At 62.8% G+C, this 17,980-nt stretch carries 14 protein-coding genes; 7 read left to right on the top strand and 7 right to left on the bottom strand.

From position 1 onward, the window contains the following. Positions 1–68 precede the first annotated feature (68 nt). The 3 genes from NMAG_RS15040 to NMAG_RS15030 all read left to right on the top strand — a co-directional run bounded on the left by NMAG_RS15040 (position 69) and on the right by NMAG_RS15030 (position 2,230). Entirely contained in the window at positions 69–983 is a 915-nt protein-coding gene (locus NMAG_RS15040; protein ID WP_237076791.1) for a hypothetical protein, read from the top strand. Positions 984–1,238: 255 nt separating this feature from the next. Beyond that, complete coding sequence (locus NMAG_RS15035; RefSeq protein ID WP_004214602.1) at positions 1,239–1,793, top strand: metal-dependent hydrolase; 555 nt, start codon at positions 1,239–1,241, stop codon at positions 1,791–1,793. Between the two features lie 173 nt (positions 1,794–1,966). Beyond that, positions 1,967–2,230 (top strand): hypothetical protein, encoded by a 264-nt coding sequence (locus tag NMAG_RS15030; protein ID WP_004214604.1) that lies wholly within the window; start codon positions 1,967–1,969, stop codon positions 2,228–2,230. Positions 2,231–2,272: 42 nt separating this feature from the next. Here NMAG_RS15030 and NMAG_RS15025 read toward each other — a convergent pair whose 3' ends face one another. The 3 genes from NMAG_RS15025 to NMAG_RS15015 all read right to left on the bottom strand — a co-directional run bounded on the left by NMAG_RS15025 (position 2,273) and on the right by NMAG_RS15015 (position 7,446). After that, complete coding sequence (locus NMAG_RS15025; RefSeq protein ID WP_012996785.1) at positions 2,273–5,053, bottom strand: heavy metal translocating P-type ATPase; 2,781 nt, start codon at positions 5,051–5,053, stop codon at positions 2,273–2,275. Positions 5,054–5,201: 148 nt separating this feature from the next. Further along, positions 5,202–6,398: a M48 family metallopeptidase gene (locus NMAG_RS15020; protein ID WP_004214607.1), complete on the bottom strand. Its 1,197-nt coding sequence runs from the start codon at positions 6,396–6,398 to the stop codon at positions 5,202–5,204. A 259-nt stretch (positions 6,399–6,657) separates the two neighbouring features. Next, positions 6,658–7,446: a helix-turn-helix domain-containing protein gene (locus NMAG_RS15015; RefSeq protein WP_004214609.1), complete on the bottom strand. Its 789-nt coding sequence runs from the start codon at positions 7,444–7,446 to the stop codon at positions 6,658–6,660. A gap of 59 nt (positions 7,447–7,505) precedes the next feature. Here NMAG_RS15015 and NMAG_RS15010 point away from each other — a divergent pair, with 59 nt between their 5' ends. The 3 genes from NMAG_RS15010 (at position 7,506) to NMAG_RS15000 (ending at position 10,430) form a co-directional block, all read left to right on the top strand. Continuing rightward, positions 7,506–8,165: a hypothetical protein gene (locus NMAG_RS15010; RefSeq protein WP_012996784.1), complete on the top strand. Its 660-nt coding sequence runs from the start codon at positions 7,506–7,508 to the stop codon at positions 8,163–8,165. 105 nt (positions 8,166–8,270) lie between these two features. Continuing rightward, on the top strand, positions 8,271–8,816 hold the full coding sequence (gene hpt, locus NMAG_RS15005; protein WP_004214612.1) for a hypoxanthine/guanine phosphoribosyltransferase: 546 nt from the start codon (positions 8,271–8,273) through the stop codon (positions 8,814–8,816). A gap of 201 nt (positions 8,817–9,017) precedes the next feature. After that, complete coding sequence (locus NMAG_RS15000; RefSeq protein ID WP_004214613.1) at positions 9,018–10,430, top strand: uracil-xanthine permease family protein; 1,413 nt, start codon at positions 9,018–9,020, stop codon at positions 10,428–10,430. Between the two features lie 329 nt (positions 10,431–10,759). Here the strand turns inward: NMAG_RS15000 and NMAG_RS14995 are convergent, their stop codons facing one another. After that, entirely contained in the window at positions 10,760–11,911 is a 1,152-nt protein-coding gene (locus NMAG_RS14995; RefSeq protein WP_004214615.1) for an acyl-CoA dehydrogenase family protein, read from the bottom strand. 115 nt (positions 11,912–12,026) lie between these two features. Here NMAG_RS14995 and NMAG_RS14990 point away from each other — a divergent pair, with 115 nt between their 5' ends. Further along, the gene (locus NMAG_RS14990; RefSeq protein WP_004214616.1) at positions 12,027–14,000 is read left to right on the top strand and encodes a 3-hydroxyacyl-CoA dehydrogenase/enoyl-CoA hydratase family protein; all 1,974 of its coding nucleotides are present in this window, start codon (positions 12,027–12,029) and stop codon (positions 13,998–14,000) included. Between the two features lie 122 nt (positions 14,001–14,122). On the opposite strand, the gene NMAG_RS14985 is transcribed toward NMAG_RS14990, so the two are convergent. The 3 genes from NMAG_RS14985 to NMAG_RS14975 form a co-directional block, all read right to left on the bottom strand. Then, positions 14,123–16,840 (bottom strand): PAS domain S-box protein, encoded by a 2,718-nt coding sequence (locus NMAG_RS14985; RefSeq protein ID WP_012996783.1) that lies wholly within the window; start codon positions 16,838–16,840, stop codon positions 14,123–14,125. A gap of 153 nt (positions 16,841–16,993) precedes the next feature. Continuing rightward, positions 16,994–17,371 (bottom strand): cupin domain-containing protein, encoded by a 378-nt coding sequence (locus NMAG_RS14980; protein WP_004214619.1) that lies wholly within the window; start codon positions 17,369–17,371, stop codon positions 16,994–16,996. 83 nt (positions 17,372–17,454) lie between these two features. After that, positions 17,455–17,883, bottom strand: coding sequence for a CopG family ribbon-helix-helix protein (locus NMAG_RS14975; RefSeq protein ID WP_004214620.1), 429 nt, complete (start codon positions 17,881–17,883; stop codon positions 17,455–17,457). Positions 17,884–17,980 lie beyond the last annotated feature (97 nt).

The raw sequence follows: 17,980 nt of genomic DNA, 5'->3' as shown, positions 1-17,980 counted from the left end.
GCCGATCTAATAGTATGAACAACGAACACTCTCAGTCTGGCCCGCTGCAGCGACGAGATATCCTGACGATGAGTGCTGCTGGATGCATGGGCGTTGCCATCGGTTGGACTGGGGCACAGTTGGATGCCGGTCTTCTCGATGGCGATTTGGAGCCTGTTGCGGCACTCGACATGCGTTCAATACACGAAGAGACGACTAGACTCTTACAGATCAATCTCCCCGGCGAACGTGACGCGACTATGATCGACGACGTTCGCGTTCTCGCACGAAAACTGGCCCTTGCACCCGCTTCTGGAACGGTAGCCGGCATTCTCGACGGGAGCGACGTGGCGGCGACAGGGGTTCGTTCCGTGTTGCAAATGGGGCTCACAGACGGGACAACGGCAACCCGTCTATGGACGAACTGGGACGACGACGAGGTACTGGGAAATCTCGGTCTCGACGACTCGATCCAGGAGACAACACAGAGAGCAGAGACGATATACGAAACTGATTCCCTTGCAGCCACAATTCGTCCAACGATCGTCGGTGAGCCGGACGCTGTCCGCCGGTTTGCAGGGTTACGAAACGACAGTCAGCACGCCGGCGGTAACATCGTCTCCGTCCACGAGCGCTCGCTACCCGAAGGAGATGTTGCGTTCAGTTGTATCGAAACGGACACTACTGCTGCTGCTGAATGGCAACTACACGACCCTGTCAGGGAACTCTGGGGAAAGCTCGTCTACGGCACTGATGAGTGTGTCGCGAGGGTCTCTGTGCTAACACCAGCCGATGAAAGGGATGACCTGGCCGAGACCCTCTCTCAGGAATTGATTAGCCGGGACGACGAAGACGGGTTGCTTCCACAGTCGATTGCCAACAACACGGACATCACCACGCAAGGAGGGACACGAGTCCTCATCGAGTATCGCGGATCAGTCGAGGAATTCACTAACACAGCCGAGGTGTTTTTGTCTGCAGTTCTCGATTTCTACATCGAATAGACACGGTTGCTGGCCGTTGAATTCCCGTGACCAGTGAGCACAGGATGGCAGTGGTAGTGCCTGCACGTGTAACAGTAGCCAGTCGCCAGCCCGTCGCTCTCGACAGGTCTCAGCACTCTGACTATCGGTTCGGTACTCGTTTGCCCCATCCTGATCGAAGTGACAGGTGAACCCTCACTGACAGCGGGCTCGATCAGGAGTAGACTACAGCAACCCAACACCACGGCATCGCTACGCGGACATTTTTCGCCTCCGATGTCGTACTCACCACTCGTGCAACCGGTCGTTCACCTCGCAGTGGGGTACATCTGCTATGCGCTGTACACGCGCTGGCGTACCGGACGTATCCCAACCGAGACGGCAGCGCTCGTCGCCATTGCAGGCGCGGCGCTCCCCGACCTGCTCGATAAGCCGATCTGGCTCGCCGGCCTCGTCGACGTCGGACGAACGATCGGGCACTCACTACTGTTTGCGATTCCGGTCGTCGCCGCCGTCTGGCTCGTCTCTCGAGTACGGGGCCAGCAAGCGCTCGGGATTGCCTTCGCCATCGGCTACGGGACGCATATCGCGACGGATATCCCGTGGCACGTGCTCTCGGGTGATTTCCACGAACTCGGGTTTCTGCTCTGGCCGCTCACGCCGATGCCCGAGTACACGGGGACGAAACCGCTCGGAACCGTACCGGCACTCGAGATAACAGTCACGACGCTGTGGCTCGAGGCGGTGATCCTCGTTGCCGGGATCGCGCTCTGGCGGGCCGACGGCTATCCTGGAACGGAACCGATCGTTCGGGCCGCCCGTGGCGAGTGATACTGTCGGACAGAAGTCAGTGAGAAGCCGGTTGGAAAGTCGCGGCCGTCACCTCGGGGACGGCCGCAGTAGCGCGACCGGTCTTCGAATAGTTCTGTCCGGCAGTATGACCAACACAAGAGAAAGACTCTTCCTGCCCAGCCGTGTTCACCGGGACGAGGGACCGAACGCGCATGGACAAAGACGACTACCTGGAGTACTACCTGAGCCGCGAGTTCTTCCGGGACCGGCTGCTCGTACTCTGTCTCGTCGTCGGAGGATTCGCTGTCATCCAGTGGGTCAGCATCGAACTCGCGGTGCTGGATTCCTCTGTCGAGCATCCCCGGGCCGTCGTCGTTCAGGTCCTTGCCGTACTTATCATCGGGATGTGGCTCGTTCTCGCCATACTCGGCACGATTGGACTCGTGCGGTGGGTCAGGAACAGGTCGCGGGAGTGATGTACTCGAGTGACCCGGACCAACGGTATGGCCGAACTGACGTTACTCTGCTACTGCGTTTGCCTCAGTTGCGGAGTCAACGGAATCAGCGGGGGCAACAGCATCAGCGGAGCCAGCAACCGATTCGAACTCCGCGTCAGCCGGCGTCTCCGGCTCCACGTTCGCTAAGCGCATCGCGTTCCCCGTCACGCCGAGGCTCATCCCCATGTCGCCGATGACGACGGCGTGGATCACCGTGACGATTCCGACCGGTGCCCCGGCCGCGAGCACCGCCTTCACGGCCAGACTCGACCAGATATTCTGCCGGATAACGCCGTTTGCCTTCCCCGAGAGTTCGTAGAGGTACGGCAGGCGCGTGAGGTCGTCGCCCATCAGCGCTACGTCGGCCGTCTCGAGTGCGGTATCCGTTCCAGCCGCGCCCATGGCGATACCGACGGTTGCGGTCGCCATCGCGGGCGCGTCGTTGATGCCGTCGCCGACCATGGCGACGTGGCCGGTACCGTCGCCGCCGATCACACCGTCCTCGCCTCCGCCGGCCTCGCGCTCCAGTCGCTCGATCCACTCGAGTTTCTCCTCGGGGAGCAGCTCCGCGTGGAACTCGTCGATGCCGACCTCGGTCGCGATAGCGCGGGCGGTACCCTCGTTGTCGCCGGTGAGCATCACGACGCGGACGCCCTGTTCCTGAAGCTGCGAGACGGCCCAGGCGGCCTCCGGACGGACCTGATCCGCGACGGCGATCACGCCGATCGGGCCGTCTTCGGTGCCGACGATGACGATGGTTTTGCCCTCCGCCTCGAGTTCTGGGACGACGTCTTCGAGCACGTCGAGACAGTTCTCGTGCTCGCACTGGCGCTCGCGCTGTCCCTGCGGACTCGTCGAGCCGTCGACGTTGATACCGCCGTCAGTCGTCGCATGAACGTGCTCCAGATCCGCCAGCCCATCGAAGAGGCCCGGTTTCCCGACGTAGTGGGTCTCGCCGTCGAGATCCGCACGGACCCCCTTGCCGGTCAGCGCCTCGAACGCCGAAACGTCTGGTTCGTCGACGGCCACACCCTGTTCTTCGGCGTACCCGACGACCGACTGGCCGATCGGATGTTCGCTGCGTCGCTCGACTGCGCCAGCACGGCGGAGCACGTCTTCCTCCGTCGCGCCCTCGAGTGGGATCACGTCCGTCACGGAAAGGTCGCCCTGGGTCAGCGTCCCGGTCTTGTCGACCGCGAGGACATCGCTCTCGCCGGTCGCCTCGAGATGGCGGCCACCCTTGATCAGCACGCCGTTGCGGGCGGCGCTCGTGATCCCCGAGACGACGCTGACCGGCGTCGAGATGACGAACGCGCAGGGGCAGGCGATGACCAGTAGCGTGAGCCCGCGCAGGAACCAGGTGTTCCAGGACGCGCCGGCGACGAGCGGCGGGGCAACTGCGACGGCGAGTGCGAGCACGACGACAATCGGGGTGTAGGCACTCGCAAAGCGGTCGACGAACTGCTCGCGTTTGGTCTGCTCGCGCTCTGCGTCCTCGACGATTCGGACGATACGCGCGATGGTCGACTCGCTGGCCTCACTCTCGACGTCGACCTCGAGGTAACCGGATTCGAGGATCGTGCCGGCGAAGACCTCGTCACCAGCCGTTTTGTCGACCGGGACGCTTTCGCCCGTGATCGGCGACTGGTCGATCGCGCTCTCGCCCTCGACGATGACGCCGTCGGCCGGGAGCTTCTCACCCGGTCGAACGACGACCACGTCGCCGACCTCGAGTTCGCCCGCGGGCACCGTTTCCTCGGTGCCGTCCTCACGGCGGACCGTCGCCGTCTCCGGCGAGAGATCCATCAGTTCTCGCAGCGAGTCACGCGCACGGTCCATCGAGAAGCGCTCCAAAAGCTCTGCAACCGAGAAGAGCACCGCGAGCATCGCCCCCTCGAAGGGGTGGTGAGCCGCGACGCTGGCGAGGATACCGGCGGTCATCAGGAAGTCGATATCCAGACTCCGGTTTCGCGCCGAGTAGTAGCCGTTCCGGATGATCGGCGTCCCCGCAACCACGACCGCCGCGATGAACAGCAGGTGCGAGAGTTCGTAAGTCCGACCCGCGACGGTCCCGAGCGCCGGATCGAGCGCGGGGAGAACGAACTCGAGTACCATCCCGACCGTGACGAGGACGCCACCGAGTGCGGTGCCGACGGCGCGGCGGCTCTTCCAGACGGCCTGTTTGTCGCCCATCCGGTTGCTGCCGTCGTCGATCGGCGTGGCGTCGTAGCCGGCAGATTCGATGGCGGCGACGACAGTTGCGGTGTCGGTGTCGCCGTCGGTCGAGACGGTGACACGGCCCGACGTGGGCTGGGTCTCGATTTTGCTCACGCCGTCGGCGGACTCGAGTGCGTTCTCGACCTTGGATGCACACGAGGCACAGTCCATTTCGGGGACCGAGAACGAGTGCTCGCCTGCCGATGCGGTACCGGCGGTTCCGGCAGTTCCGTCAGCACCGGCATCGCTGCCACTACGCTCGCCAACGATTTCGTACCCCGCCGCACGAACGCGGTCTCGGATCTCCGACTCTCTCGTCGCTGTCTCGTCGTAGGACACCAGCAGCCGGCCGCTCGTCACCTGCGCGTTGAGGTCGTCGATACCCTCGAGTCGCTCGACGCTGTTCGTCACCTTACCCGCACAGGAGGGACAGTCCATCTCGGGGATCCGTAACTCGAGTGTGCGTGTGGTACTCGAGTTCTCGTCCGAGCAGCAGTCATCCGCACACTGATTCGCGTCCGTCGCATCCGTCGAGCCCGCCGAATCCGCCGAATCGGGCGGCACACCGGGGGTGGAATCTCTCATTACCAGTGTCTACTGGCTGAGATAGCATACAGGTTATTTGGCGTGCGCCAACTCGGGAGTCGGGAGACGCCAACTACGCATTTGTCACAGCCGAGGCCACAACGGAGTAAGCTGTGAGACACAGCTGCTGACGGAAAGCAAACGGTTGTTATCGGCGATACCGACGGTCGTCCGCCTGCAAACGCTCGATCCGTGACTCGGTCGACGGGTGAGTCGGCGGTCGCCACATGAGTACCCGCCGAGCGCCGGATCGAATCGGGGATACGATCGTTCGCCGAATCCACGCCTTGATTCGTCCCACCTGTCGGTCGATGTATCCCGGTGATTCGCTCTCATCCGAGTCGTCTGCGTCGACTGTCTCCAGTTGGAACTGGCTGACGAACCAGCGATCGAACCAGTGTTCTTCCTCGGTATCATCGCCAGCGTCACCGTCATCGTCGGCTGCCCGCTCAAGCGGCAGCGGCTGGGGAACGATTCCAAGCGTTGCACTCGCGTGGAGGCGCGCGTCCCGTGTCGGAATGTTGCACTCGTCGTCGAGCACCGCAAGCGCGCTCGCGACCGCGGCCGGATCGCCGGTGAGCTGACTCGCACCACGGTCGGCAGCGTACTCGCGCGTCTTCGAAAACAGCCCAAGCGCAATCGAGTTCATCGCGAGCACCACACGTGCAACGGTACTCACGAGGAGGAAGATCACCGCAAGTACGAGAATCGGAACCGCGAAAAGGATGGCACCAATGCCCGAGAAAAGAGCGATCATCGCCACTCCCTCGAGTACACCGCGGAGTTTCCGTTCACGTTCGAGTAGTCGGTCGCCGATTGCGACCGCTGCGGCGACGGCCGTGACGACCGGGAGGTCACGATTTGCAATGTGGGCGACTTCGTGTGCGAGCGCGGCGTCGAGTTCGTCGTCGTCGAGTTGGTCGAGCAGCCCTGTGGTGACCACGATTGTCGGCGAGCGCTGGGTGCCGACGGTCAGACAGGCGGGTTCGTCTCGGTCGGCGACAGCGACCGACGGGAGCGGGACGTCCGCCTGTGCGGCCAGTCGTCGAACGCGTCCGCCGACGGTTCGGGGGCCATCGCCCTCTATTTCGGTCATGTCGAGCCCCGAGACGACGGTTCGCGTGCCGTAGCGGGCCTGCATCGCGACGAGAGCCACGGCACTCACGAGGACGAGTGCGACCGCCACAGGCAGTCCACCATCGAACGACACCGACCAGCCACCCGCCCCGAGGATGGCGACGGCGCTCCAGGCCAGCGCCGCGAGGAGAACGCCATTGACAGCGATCACCAGCGCGAGCGCACCAGCGATTCGAATCTGCAGTTGTCGGTTCGGTGTCGGCGGCACGTTTGAGAATTGGTTGGCACCAGTAACAGTGTTGTGGACTGGTCAGTAGCGCGAGAGAGTGCCTTCTCTCACATATTCTTTCTCTCAGCTGTACTCGAGTACCACAGCGACACCAGACTCTATAGTAGCCACTGCAAGTCAATACACACCTGATCGCCAGCCTGCTCGGCGATCAGTGTGTAACTAGTTGCAGTTGTTACTATAGCCAAGTGTTGCCAGGACGGGCTGGCGAGTAGCTGAAAAGGCCAGAAACTGCGGACTAGAGTCCAGCAGCTAACTGCTCGATCGAGTCTGCCTCGCTGACGAACGTCGTTGCAAGCGTCGCCTCGGCTCGGCGGAGGCGATAGGAGAGCGTCGAGCGCGGGACGTCGAGTTCCTCGGCGAGTTCCGAGAGGTCGATCCGGCGAGGCGTCTCGTAGTAGCCGCGGTCGACCGCCGCCTGTAGGGCCTCGCGCTGTTCCGTCGGGAGGGAGTCAGCGAGAGCGCCGTTGGCGACACCGCCGGTTTCGGCACCGGCAGCCGCGCCGTTCCCGCCGTGTTCCGGATCGAGTTCCGTCAGCCGGAGCATCTCCATGCCGGTACACTCGCCGACCTCCTCGCCGAGTGCGTCGAAGAACGCGTGGATCGGTGCATCGCTCGCGAGGACGATCCGCCAGCGGTAGCGTCCGCCTTCACGGTAGGTCTCGAACAGCATTCCGTCGCCGAGGTGCTCGCGGGCGACGTGGGGGACCGACGTGCAGACATCGGTTCGGTCCCAGTAGGTGTAGACGACGAGCGTATCACTCGAGCGGTCGAGAACCTGGACCTCACAGTCTGCACCGCAGTCGTCCTTCACGAGACAGTCGGCGAAGTAGTCCGCCGTCTCGTAGGCGGCCTCCAGTTCAGCGAGGGCGGTCTCGGAGCCAGTCGCGAGGTCGACGCGCCAGAGGCTGTCGGCGCTGACGTGACACGACAGGGAGCGGACCGACGCGTCAGGGTGGTCCGCGAGGACGTCGGCGACCGGGTTGGTTCCCGGTTCGTACTCCAGGGCGAAGACGAACTCTCTCATCGGCTGTGTGTAGGGGCCCGTGCGACAAATGGTTTCCCGCTTGGTCGTGTACAGTTCGCATGGGGCGGTCAGCAAACTCCCACGCGGTGGCAGCACTCAGCGATTTCTGGGTGTTTTACCGCAACTATACGAAGACAGCTGCGCACGCGGCCGCCGCGGCGGGACTCGCGATCTTCGGGCTGCTCGTCTTTCTCGATCCGTGGTTTGCCGCGCTCGCGGTCGCCAGCTACGTCGTCCCGCCGATCGCGTTGTATCTGCTGGCACCGGACCGGATTCGCGAGCGTGCAGCCGCTGCTGAGAGCGACCACGGCGAGAAGAGGAAAAACGATTCCAAAGCACGTAGCGAGGTCGATACTGGCCCTGTGACAGATACTGAGACTGAGACTGTGACTGTGACTGAGACGGAGCCAGCCGACCCGGAAACTGCGCTGATGCACCCGCCAGGCGGGCGAGATTCGGATTCTGACTCGAGTACCGACGGCGATACCGATACGGATAGCGATAGCGACACAGATTCTGATAGCGACTCGAACGACGACTACGGTGATACTGATACAGACAGCGATTCGGATGCCGACGACGGCGACACCGATTCAGACCGCGCAAACGGCGACACCGATTCAGACCGCGCAAACGGCGACACCGACTCAGACAGTGACAACGGTGACACCGACTCAGACAGTGACAACGGTGACGCCAACTCGGATCACGACGAATAACCGGAGACAGCACCAACACCCACGATCTCCTGGCCTCCTGAGCGAACCACCCTCAACCGGAGCCGAGAACGAACCCCTTTTGCCACGATTGACCCAACCCACCCCATGGATCGACTCCTCGCGTCGCTCGACGACGCACCAATCGTCGACAAGGACGGCTACGAGTACCTCGTCCACCCGATCAGCAACGGCGTCCCGATGCTCGACCCCGCACTGTTGCGCGAGGTCGTCATCGAAGTCATGCAAACCGCCGACCTGAACGTCGACAAAATCGTCGCCCCCGAAGCGATGGGCATCCACCTCGCAACCGCCGTCTCGCTCCAGACGGACATCCCACTCGTCGTCATCCGCAAGCGCGAATACGGCCTCGAGGGCGAGGTCTCGCTCCACCAGGAGACCGGCTACTCCGAATCGGAGATGTACATCAACGACGTCGAACCCGGCGACCGCGTCGTCATCATCGACGACATGCTCTCGACTGGCGGCACCCTTGCCTCAATCTGTACCGCCCTGGACGACATCGGCGCTGACATCTCCGATATCGTCGTCGTCATGCGAAAAGTCGGCCCCTCCGCCCTCGACGACACCGAGTTCGACGCGACGAGTCTCATCGACATCACGGTCGAGGACGGCGAGGTCGTCGTTCACTGATCGCGGTTTTGTAACCGAATCGGACTCGAGTACGGAGCACACTCACCCCATACACGAACTGATGAGCGTGTGCTGTGCACATGCTGCGTTCCACGGAACCAGATTATATACACAATAGTGCATATTATGGGGCAATCCAGGCGCAGTTCTAAGCGCATATACGAAATTTTTTACCCCTCGATCATCAGACCCCAGTCATAGATGACGAACGAACCAGGGGATGGCATCGAACTCGAGTACGGCCTCGACGAGAAGCCGCCGATGGCAAAGTCGATCCTGCTCGGGTTGCAACACGTGGCGGTGATGATCGTGCCGGCGACGGCGGTGGCGTACATCGTCGCCGGCAACGTCGGGCTCAGTTCGGCCGACACGGCCTACATCGTCCAGATGGTGTTGCTCTTTTCGGGGCTGGCGACTGTTATCCAGGCGTACACGATCGGTCCCGTCGGCGCGAAACTGCCGATCGTCATGGGCTCGAGTTTCACGTTCGTCGGCGCGGCGACGACGATCGGCATCGAGTTCGGTATGGCCGCCGTCTTCGGGGCGATTCTCGTCACCGGCTTTGTCGTCGAGGGCGTCATCGGCTGGCAGTTCAAGCGCATCAAACCGTTCTTTCCGCCGCTCGTGACCGGACTCGTCGTCGTGATTATTGGACTCTACCTGATCCCGACGGGGATGGACTACGCTGCCGGCGGCTCCGCAGCACAGGAGGCCGGCGAGTTCGGCGCTGTCCACCACATCGGCCTGGCGGCGCTCGTGCTGGCCATCGCAGTGGGTCTCAACATGCTCACGCGCGGGGTAACACGATTGCTTAGTATTCTCGCCGCGATCGTAGTCGGCTACGCCGCCGCACTCGCGCTGGATTTCGTTTACGGTTTCGGCCTCGTGGACTTCTCGTCGGTGCGGGGTGCCGACCCGGTCGCGTTCCCGTCACCGATGCACTTTGGTCTCGAGTTCGAACCGATCGCGATTCTCGTCTTCGCGTTCCTCTTCCTCGTCTCCGCGATGGAAACCGTCGGCGACATGTCTGGTGTCACCGCCGCGGAGGGGCGCAACCCTGACGACCGCGAGTTTCGCGGCGCGCTGTTCAACGACGGCTCACTGAGCTCGCTCGGCTCGATCTTCGGCACGTTCCCGGTGACCTCGTTCTCCCAGAACGTCGGTATTATCTCCTTCACGGGCGTGATGAGCCGCCACGTCGTCGGTATTAGCGGCGTGATTCTCGCGATACTCGGCCTCAGTCCGGTGATCGGCGGGTTTGTCACGACCATTCCGAGCGCCGTCTTCGGTGGCGCGGTCCTCCTGATGGTCGGTATGGTCGCCGCCAGCGGCTTCCGGCTGATCGTCCTGCACACTGAACTCAACCGGCGCAACATGGTCATCGTCGCCGTCTCGCTCGGCCTCGGACTCGGTATTGCGACCACTCCCGAAGCAATCAGCGGGCTGCCGAACGCGGCCCAGACGTTCTTCGGCGAACCGGTGATCCTGACCGCGCTTTCGGCGCTGATTCTCAACACGATCGTCCCCGGTGAGCAGAGCCCGCTGTTCGATGCTGAGGACGCCGCTCCCGTGGACGACAAACCAAATCCTGCTCCTGGTCCCAGCGACGACTAGCGTCGTCTCACGAGGACAACTCCTTCTACATCCTCTCCACGGGATCGTCTCGAGGCGGAAACTCGCCACACGGTCGAAGAGTGAGGTGCGAGAAAGAGTAGCGCCGCGTGCAAGGAACAGCCCTACATTTTGGAGGAGCCATCTCTCGGCGAACGAGCGGTTCGAAGAACCCGAGTGACGCCGTTCTCCGAGCGCTGCGCGCCGCGCAGCGCTCGGGCCGACGAGCGACTCCGGAAGCGAGGAGTGCTTTTGATCAACCTTTTACCGAGGGACAGCGGGCTCACGACAGAACCTGTCGTGAGCCCGAAAGACCGCAGAGTAAAAGGTTGTTAGAAGCCCTTGCCGAGCATCTCGCGCGCGATAACGTTCTTCTGGATCTCCGAGGTCCCCTCGTAGATCTGCGTAATCTTCGCGTCGCGGTAGAGTCGCTCGACCGGGAAGTCGTTGACGTAGCCAGCGCCGCCGTGGATCTGGACAGCCTCGTCAGCAACGTCGACGGCGATACGGGAGGCGTACTCCTTCGCCATCGAGGCCAGCTTCGTGATGTCGTTGCCCTGGTCGACGTTCCAGGCTGCCTTGTACGTCAGGTTACGGGCTGCCTCGGTGTCCGTCGCCATCTCAGCAAGCTTGTGCTGGATCGCCTGGAACTCCGAAATCGACTGCCCGAACTGCTCGCGGTCCTGGGCGTACTCGAGTGCAGCGCGCGTGGCACCCTTCGCGATGCCGACGCCCTGTGCGGCGACGGCGGTCCGGGTTTCGTCGAAGAACTGCATCTGCTGCATGAACGCGGCGTCCTTGGTGCCGACGAGGTTCTCCTCTGGGACGCGAACGTCGTCGAAGACGAGTTCGGCGGTGTCGGAGGCGCGAATGCCCAGTTTGCCGGTGATCTTCTCGGCGGAGAAGCCGTCGCGGTCGGATTCGACGATGATCTGACTGAAGCCGTTGTAGCGGCCCTGTGCGTCGGGGTTGGTTTTACAGAGGACGACGAAGAAGTCGCCAACGGTCCCGTTGGTGATCCACATCTTGTTGCCGTTGATCACCCACTCGTCGCCGTCCTTCTCGGCGCGCGTCGAGACGGAGGAGACGTCTGAGCCGGTGTCAGGCTCGGAGATCGCGGCACCGGAAATCTTCTCGCCCATCGCGACGGGTTCGAGGAAGCGCTCCTTCTGATCTTCAGTGCCGAAGTTCATGATCGCCTCACAGCCGAAGGAGGTCGAGACGATCGACAGCGCGATACCTGGGTCGTAGGAGAACAGTTCCTCGGTGATGATCGCGGTGTCGAGGATGGAGTAGCCGGCACCACCGTAGTCGATCGGGATGTACGAGCCGGTCAGCCCCATCTCGGCGGCCTTGTCGATGACGTCGTGTGGGTACTTCTCCTCGGTGTCGTACTCCTCGGCGACGGGAACGATTTCGTTCTCGGCGAACCGCTGTACCTCTTCGCGGATCTGTTGTTGCTCTTCGGAGAGACCGAATTCCATGCACAATCGTTACTATCCGAGCGATAAAGAGCTTTGTAACCGGCAGTAAACTCAAAGATAGTTTCCTTCCGCGAAGAGGGAAACGTTCAAACGGGTTCCCATTGCACACTGACCCATGGAACTGGAAGATATCAACACCGTCGCAGTTCTCGGTGCAGGGAACATGGGACACGGCATCGCGGAGGTCGCCGCGATGGCCGGCTACGACGTCGCACTGCGCGATATCAAAGAAGAGTTCGTCCAGAACGGCTACGAGCAGATCGAGTGGTCGCTCAACAAGCTCGCCGAAAAGGATCAGCTCAGCCAGGACGAAGCCGACGCCGCACTCGAGCGCGTCACGCCGATCGTTGATGTCGAGGAAGCCGTCGGCAACGCCGACGTCGTCATCGAGGCCGTCCCGGAGAAGATGGAGATCAAGAAGGACGTCTACGGTGAGGTCGAGGAGCACGCGCCCGACCACACCATCTTCGCGACGAACACCTCGAGCCTCTCGATCACGGACCTCGCCGACGTGACCGAGCGCCCCGAGCAGTTCTGTGGCATGCACTTCTTCAACCCGCCGGTCCGGATGCAGCTCGTCGAAGTAATTTCGGGTGCGGAGAGTTCCGACGAGACGCTCGACGTCATCGAGGAACTCGCCGACGACTTCGGCAAAACGCCAGTGCGCGTCCACAAGGACTCGCCCGGCTTCATCGTCAACCGCATTCTCGTCCCCCTGATGAACGAAGCCTCCTGGCTCGTCAGTGAGGACGAAGCGACCATCTCGGAGGTCGACTCGACGACGAAGTACGACATGGGCCTCCCGATGGGCAGCTTCGAACTCGGCGACCAGGTCGGCAACGACGTGAGCTTCCACGTACTCGAGTACATGCACGACGTGCTCGGTGAAGCCTACGAGCCAGCGCCACTGCTCGAGGAGAAGGTGGAGAACGAAGAGCTCGGCAAGAAGACGGGCAAGGGCTTCTACGACTACGAGGACGGCTCCGGTGCCGAGATTCCGACTGACGAACAGTCGGAGTTCGTCAAGGACCGCCTGCTGGCGACGATGGCCAACGAGGCCGCGAAGCTGATCGGCAACGACGTCGCGCCGCCAGCGTCGATCGACGAGGCAGTACAGCTCGGTGCTGGCTTCCCGGATGGGCCGGTCAAACTGGTCGACGAATACGGTCTCGATACCCTGCTCGAGACGCTCGAGGAGGCCTACGACGAGACCGGTCACGAACGCTACGAGCCGGCTGACTTCCTCGCAGAGCGCGCCGACGAGGGCGGCTTCTACGAGAGCGACGAGGAGGAGGACGGCGTCGACTTCGACGCCATCCGCGTCGAGTACCCCGGCGAAATGGTGGGCCACATCGTTCTCGACCGGCCACACCGCATGAACACGATCAGCGACGACCTGCTCGCCGAACTCTCCGAGGCCATCGACCTGCTCGAAGACGACGAGGAGGTCCGTGCGATCCTCATCACCGGCGAGGGCGAGAAGGCCTTCTCCGCCGGTGCCGACGTCCAGAGCATGGCTGCCGGCGGCGCGGACTCTCTCGGTGCGATCGAACTCTCGAAGGACGGCCAGTCCACCTTCGGCGAACTCGAGTCCTGTGACCTGCCGGTCGTCGCCGGTATCGACGGCTTCTGTCTCGGCGGCGGGATGGAGCTCGCCACCTGTGCCGATCTGCGCGTTGCCAGCGAGCGCTCGGAGTTCGGCCAGCCAGAACTCAACCTCGGCCTGATTCCCGGTTGGGGCGGCACCCAGCGCCTCTCCCAGATCGTCGGCGAGGGCCGCGCAAAGGAGATCATCTTCACCGCAGAGCGCTACGAGGCCGACGTGATGGAAGACTACGGCTTCGTCAACGACGTCGTCGAGAACGACGACCTCGAGGACGCCGCATTCGATCTCGCCGCGAAACTCGCCGGCGGCCCACCGATCGCCCAGAAGTTCACCAAGCGCGCGATGCTCGCCGGCCGCGACGACACCGAGGCGGGACTCGAGTACGAGGCCTCCGCGTTCGGTCACCTGATGGCGACGGACGACCTGATGGAGGGTATTACGGCGTTCATGGGTGACGGCGAGCCGGACTTCGAAGGGAAGTAAGAGCGAACTCGAATAGTAACTGGAACTGAACACAGCCAGATGCCGGCCGTGAACAGGGACAGCGATCGATTCGATGTTTTTTGACGGTTGCGACACCTGAGCCGTCGCTGTCTATGGCAACACTACTGGTCGGCGTCCGCAGTCACGAACTCAAATCGTGCGCCACCAGCCTCGCTCTCACGCGCACGTACCTGCCAGTCGTGGCCCGTCGCCACCTCCCGAACGATCCAGAGGCCAATCCCCAGACTGTCCGTCTCGGACGAAATCGACGGATCGAACAGATCGTCGTTTGCTGCCAGATCGTCCGGCAATCCGGACCCGTTGTCCGCGACGAAAAAGCCACACGGCTCGCCCACCTGCTCGCTGTCTCCGCTGTCTCCGCTGTCTCCGCTGTCTCCGCTGTCTCCGCTGTCTCCGCTGTCTCCGCTGTCTCCGCTGTCTCCGCTGTCTCCGCTGTCTCCGCCGTCTCCGCCGTCTCCGCCGTCTCCGCCGTCTCCGCCGTCTCCGTCGTCGCCGTCCGTGATCGGAGTCCGTCGCTGGTCGTCGGACCCGGACTCGGACCCGGACTCCGACTCGGACTCGAGTACCCCCACACGAACAGCCAACTCACCGACCTCCTCGTCCGGACAGCCGTGTTCGATCGCGTTTCGAAACAGGTTCTCGAAGACGCGCAGGAGTCGGGAGCGGTCGGCCATGAACGTTGTTGTACCGGTCAGCGTGAGTGTGGCCTCGCCCGTCGAGACGTGCTCCCATGCCTCGCTGGCGACGGTTTCCAGGTCGACGCGCTCGGTGTCGCTCGCCCACGTCCCGTCGCGGGCGATGGCGAGCACGTCGTGGATGATCGCCTCCATGCGATCGAGGCTCCGCTTGGCCGTCGGGAGGTACTCGAGTGACTCCGTTTCGTCGATGAGGTCGAGGTAGCCCTGCGCGATGCCGAGTGGGTTGCGCAGGTCGTGACTGACGATGCGTGCGAAGGCGTCGAGGCGCTCGTTCTGTTTGCGCAGGCGGCGCTCGTTTTGCTTTCGTTCGGTGATGTCGCGGAGGACGCCGACGGTGCCGCCGAACGTGCTGTCGGTGTCGGTGTCGGTCTGGGTGTGGGTGTTGGTGACGGTATCGGTGTCGGTGACAGTGCTGGTGTTGGTGACGGTATCGGTGTCGGTGACAGTGCTGGTGTTGGTGTCAGGGTCGCTGTCGGTGTCGTTGCTACCGTTGCTAGTACTGCCATTTCCACCACTATCGGTACGATCGAGGATGGCAATCTGGGCCTCACAGGTGACGTACGAGCCGTCTTTCGTCTCCAGTGGGACTTCGATCGTCGTCGAGCGACCATCGGCCTCGATGAGCGCCCGGACCGTTTCCGTGGCGTGCTCGATGGTCTGCTCGTCAAAGAGCAGTGAGATGTGTTCTCCGAGGAGCCACTCGCGGCTGTAGCCAGTCATCTCGACGAACGCGTCGTTCACCGTCATTACGTGACCAGCGCCGTCGAGAACGAAGATGCCGTCGCCCGCGGTTTTCACGAGGCGTTCATACCGGTGTAACGTTCGCTCCTGTTGCTCGAGTTGGCCGCGAATTGCGATCGTCTCGAGGACGTGCGAGGCAACGTCGGCGACGGCACGGATCGTCTGTCGGGTGCCGGCTGTGAACGTCGTCGGTGCGTAGACGATGAGGACGCCGTATCGGTCTGTGTCCGTCGCGAGCGGCGCGACAGCGATGGATCGGACGCCGTGTTCGCGTGCCTGTTCGTGAAACGGCGCGGGGGTGAACGCACCGCCCGTGATGGCCAGGTTAGGCTGTGAGGCGAGGTCCTGCGTCTGGAGTTGCTGTGCGTACAGCGCTCGCTCGAGGAGCGGATTAGCGCCGTTTCCGACGCGGAACGTGCGGTGGATGGGCCACGCCGTTGCGTCGGGATCGGTCGCCCAGGGGACGACGGCGTGCTCGCCGCGGTCGTACTCGCCGACCCAGGCGAAGACGAATTCCTCGTGCTCCGTGAAGACGGTCCGAAGCACCCGCTCGACGGTCTGTGGCGAGGTTGTGTCGGCCAGTTCACGTCGAACAGTCGCGACGAGTGACGGATGAGCAACGTCGGTCGTCTCCTCGGCTGAATCGGGCCCCTCGGGAGTGGCGGCGGTGGCGGCGATGGCGGCAGTGGCGGCAGTACCCACTCTCGTTCTCGTCACCCCGAGTTCGGGGAAGCCGGATCCGTCGGAGCCAGTTTCCGCGTCGATACCGGTGAGAATGGTCGAGGCGATATCGGCAGATCCTGTTTCCGTTCGTCCCGCCGTTGATCGACTCGCTGTTGACCGATTCGCCGTTGACCCATTCGCCGTTGATCGATTCCGTTGTGGTTCTAACTGCGTTCCGTCCTCCAATCGCGTGGTCGACAGTTCAGCGAGCACTGGCTGTGACGACGTATCGAGACCAGTATCCGGGGCTGAACTCGGTTCCAGGCCCGATCCTGAACCGAAATCCGATCCTGGATCAGCGTCAGCATCACTCCCTGCCCCAGCATCAGCTTCCCAGTACGCGAACACCGCGATTGGGGACAGCGCGGCCTCCTCGAGTCGACGTGTCGTCTCCGGTAGTGAGCGAACCATCCGGGGGTCAAGAAGGACAGCGTCGATGTGGTCGTGCCCTCCGTACTGGTGCTCTGGTTGCGTCTCACCATCGTCCGAGTCGTGACGCTGCGGGTGGGGACGGTCTCGTCCGCACTCGAGTTGGTCGATGGCCGCCTCGGTGTCCGAGACGACGCTCACGCGGATGGGTGCATCGGTGAGCGCCAGGGTAAGTCTGGCCCGCGTCGACGGATCGTGGCTCACACAGAGGACGTGTGCGCGGCTCATTGCGACCCGCTCGAAGCTCGCCTCGCGGGTGTAGTGACCACGGGAAGCGTCTGTCTCGGCCTGGTCATCGTCGTTCTGGCACGGCGTCCGGGAACGGGTGAACGTGCGACGGCGTGTAACTGGTCAGTGTGCGCGACTGCTCGCTCGAGGTCGCTACCCGGCGAAGCCGGAGAGGAGCCACTCGCCGTCGTTATCGTCGCCGTTCTGCAGACTCGGGGCGCTCACGAGGACGAATGCGCTCTCCGTGTCACCGTTGCGGATCTGTCGCGTGGATTCGGGCGGAATCCACAGCGCATCACCGGTCTCCATTTCGACTGGCTCGTCGTCGACCACGACCGTCGCCTCGCCCTTGATGAGGACGTAGACCTCCTCGTGGTCGTTGTCCGTGTGATCGTGGGGCTTGCTCTTCCAGTCCGGATCGCAGCGGGCGACCGTCACCCCGACCTGCTCCGTCTCGAGTGGGCCGCTCAGGACGTGCATCGCGCTCGACACCTGATCGACCTCCTCGTAGTTCACCTTCCGGTAGGACATGGCTGACTCTTGGCGCGGATCACAGTAAAGGTACGCGTTCAGTGCAATTCGGGAACGGGTTCAGTTCCGGCTCACCGTCGGTCTCAGTGATCCTGACTGAGCGGATCGAAACTGTCGACCGGCGTCACCGAGTAGTCGACTGTCAGCGCATCCTTCGTTGCGCGAATCTTCCCGACGAACGTCGAGATTTCCTCGAGTTCACCCTCGAGAACGAACAGTTCCATACAGTAGTGATCGCCGACGTGGCTGTGGAAGTTCGACGCGACGAGACCTTCGTGTTCGTGGCGCAGGTGCATCATGCGCTCCTCGACGGCGGTTGTCTCGTAGTCGAAGAGGACCGTGACGATCGCCATGAGTTCGCGGTCCTCGAGACGGGTGTCTTCGAACTCGCCGAGGAGGTTGCGGGAGGCCTCCCGGACGACTTCGCTGCGGCCGGTGTAGCCGTGTTCCTCTGCAAACTGGTCGAGTCGATCGAGAAGTTCGTCCGGCATCGAGACGCTGACGACTGCCATATAATAACTCAACGGCAGAAATCTATTAAGGTTTATCATCTCGCGTAGCGTCGTCGCTCGGCTTGGTCGAGTTCTTGCTGAAACTGCATTGTAGCAG

The organism is Natrialba magadii ATCC 43099 (assembly GCF_000025625.1).
GTDB lineage: Archaea > Halobacteriota > Halobacteria > Halobacteriales > Natrialbaceae > Natrialba > Natrialba magadii.
The sequence above is the reverse complement of the archived record's forward strand: the minus strand, read 5'-3'. Positions and strand labels throughout refer to the sequence as shown.

Excerpts from the sequence above, each read along its gene's own strand:
- NMAG_RS14985 (WP_012996783.1), bottom strand. The coding sequence starts at position 16,840 with ATGAGCCGCGCACACGTCCTCTGTGTGAGCCACGATCCGTCGACGCGG.
- NMAG_RS15035 (WP_004214602.1), top strand. The coding sequence starts at position 1,239 with ATGTCGTACTCACCACTCGTGCAACCGGTCGTTCACCTCGCAGTGGGG.
- NMAG_RS14975 (WP_004214620.1), bottom strand. The coding sequence starts at position 17,883 with ATGGCAGTCGTCAGCGTCTCGATGCCGGACGAACTTCTCGATCGACTC.
- NMAG_RS14995 (WP_004214615.1), bottom strand. The coding sequence starts at position 11,911 with ATGGAATTCGGTCTCTCCGAAGAGCAACAACAGATCCGCGAAGAGGTA.
- hpt (WP_004214612.1), top strand. The coding sequence starts at position 8,271 with ATGGATCGACTCCTCGCGTCGCTCGACGACGCACCAATCGTCGACAAG.
- NMAG_RS15040 (WP_237076791.1), top strand. The coding sequence starts at position 69 with ATGAGTGCTGCTGGATGCATGGGCGTTGCCATCGGTTGGACTGGGGCA.
- NMAG_RS15030 (WP_004214604.1), top strand. The coding sequence starts at position 1,967 with ATGGACAAAGACGACTACCTGGAGTACTACCTGAGCCGCGAGTTCTTC.
- NMAG_RS15015 (WP_004214609.1), bottom strand. The coding sequence starts at position 7,446 with ATGAGAGAGTTCGTCTTCGCCCTGGAGTACGAACCGGGAACCAACCCG.
- NMAG_RS15000 (WP_004214613.1), top strand. The coding sequence starts at position 9,018 with ATGACGAACGAACCAGGGGATGGCATCGAACTCGAGTACGGCCTCGAC.
- NMAG_RS15025 (WP_012996785.1), bottom strand. The coding sequence starts at position 5,053 with ATGAGAGATTCCACCCCCGGTGTGCCGCCCGATTCGGCGGATTCGGCG.
- NMAG_RS15010 (WP_012996784.1), top strand. The coding sequence starts at position 7,506 with ATGGGGCGGTCAGCAAACTCCCACGCGGTGGCAGCACTCAGCGATTTC.
- NMAG_RS14980 (WP_004214619.1), bottom strand. The coding sequence starts at position 17,371 with ATGTCCTACCGGAAGGTGAACTACGAGGAGGTCGATCAGGTGTCGAGC.
- NMAG_RS14990 (WP_004214616.1), top strand. The coding sequence starts at position 12,027 with ATGGAACTGGAAGATATCAACACCGTCGCAGTTCTCGGTGCAGGGAAC.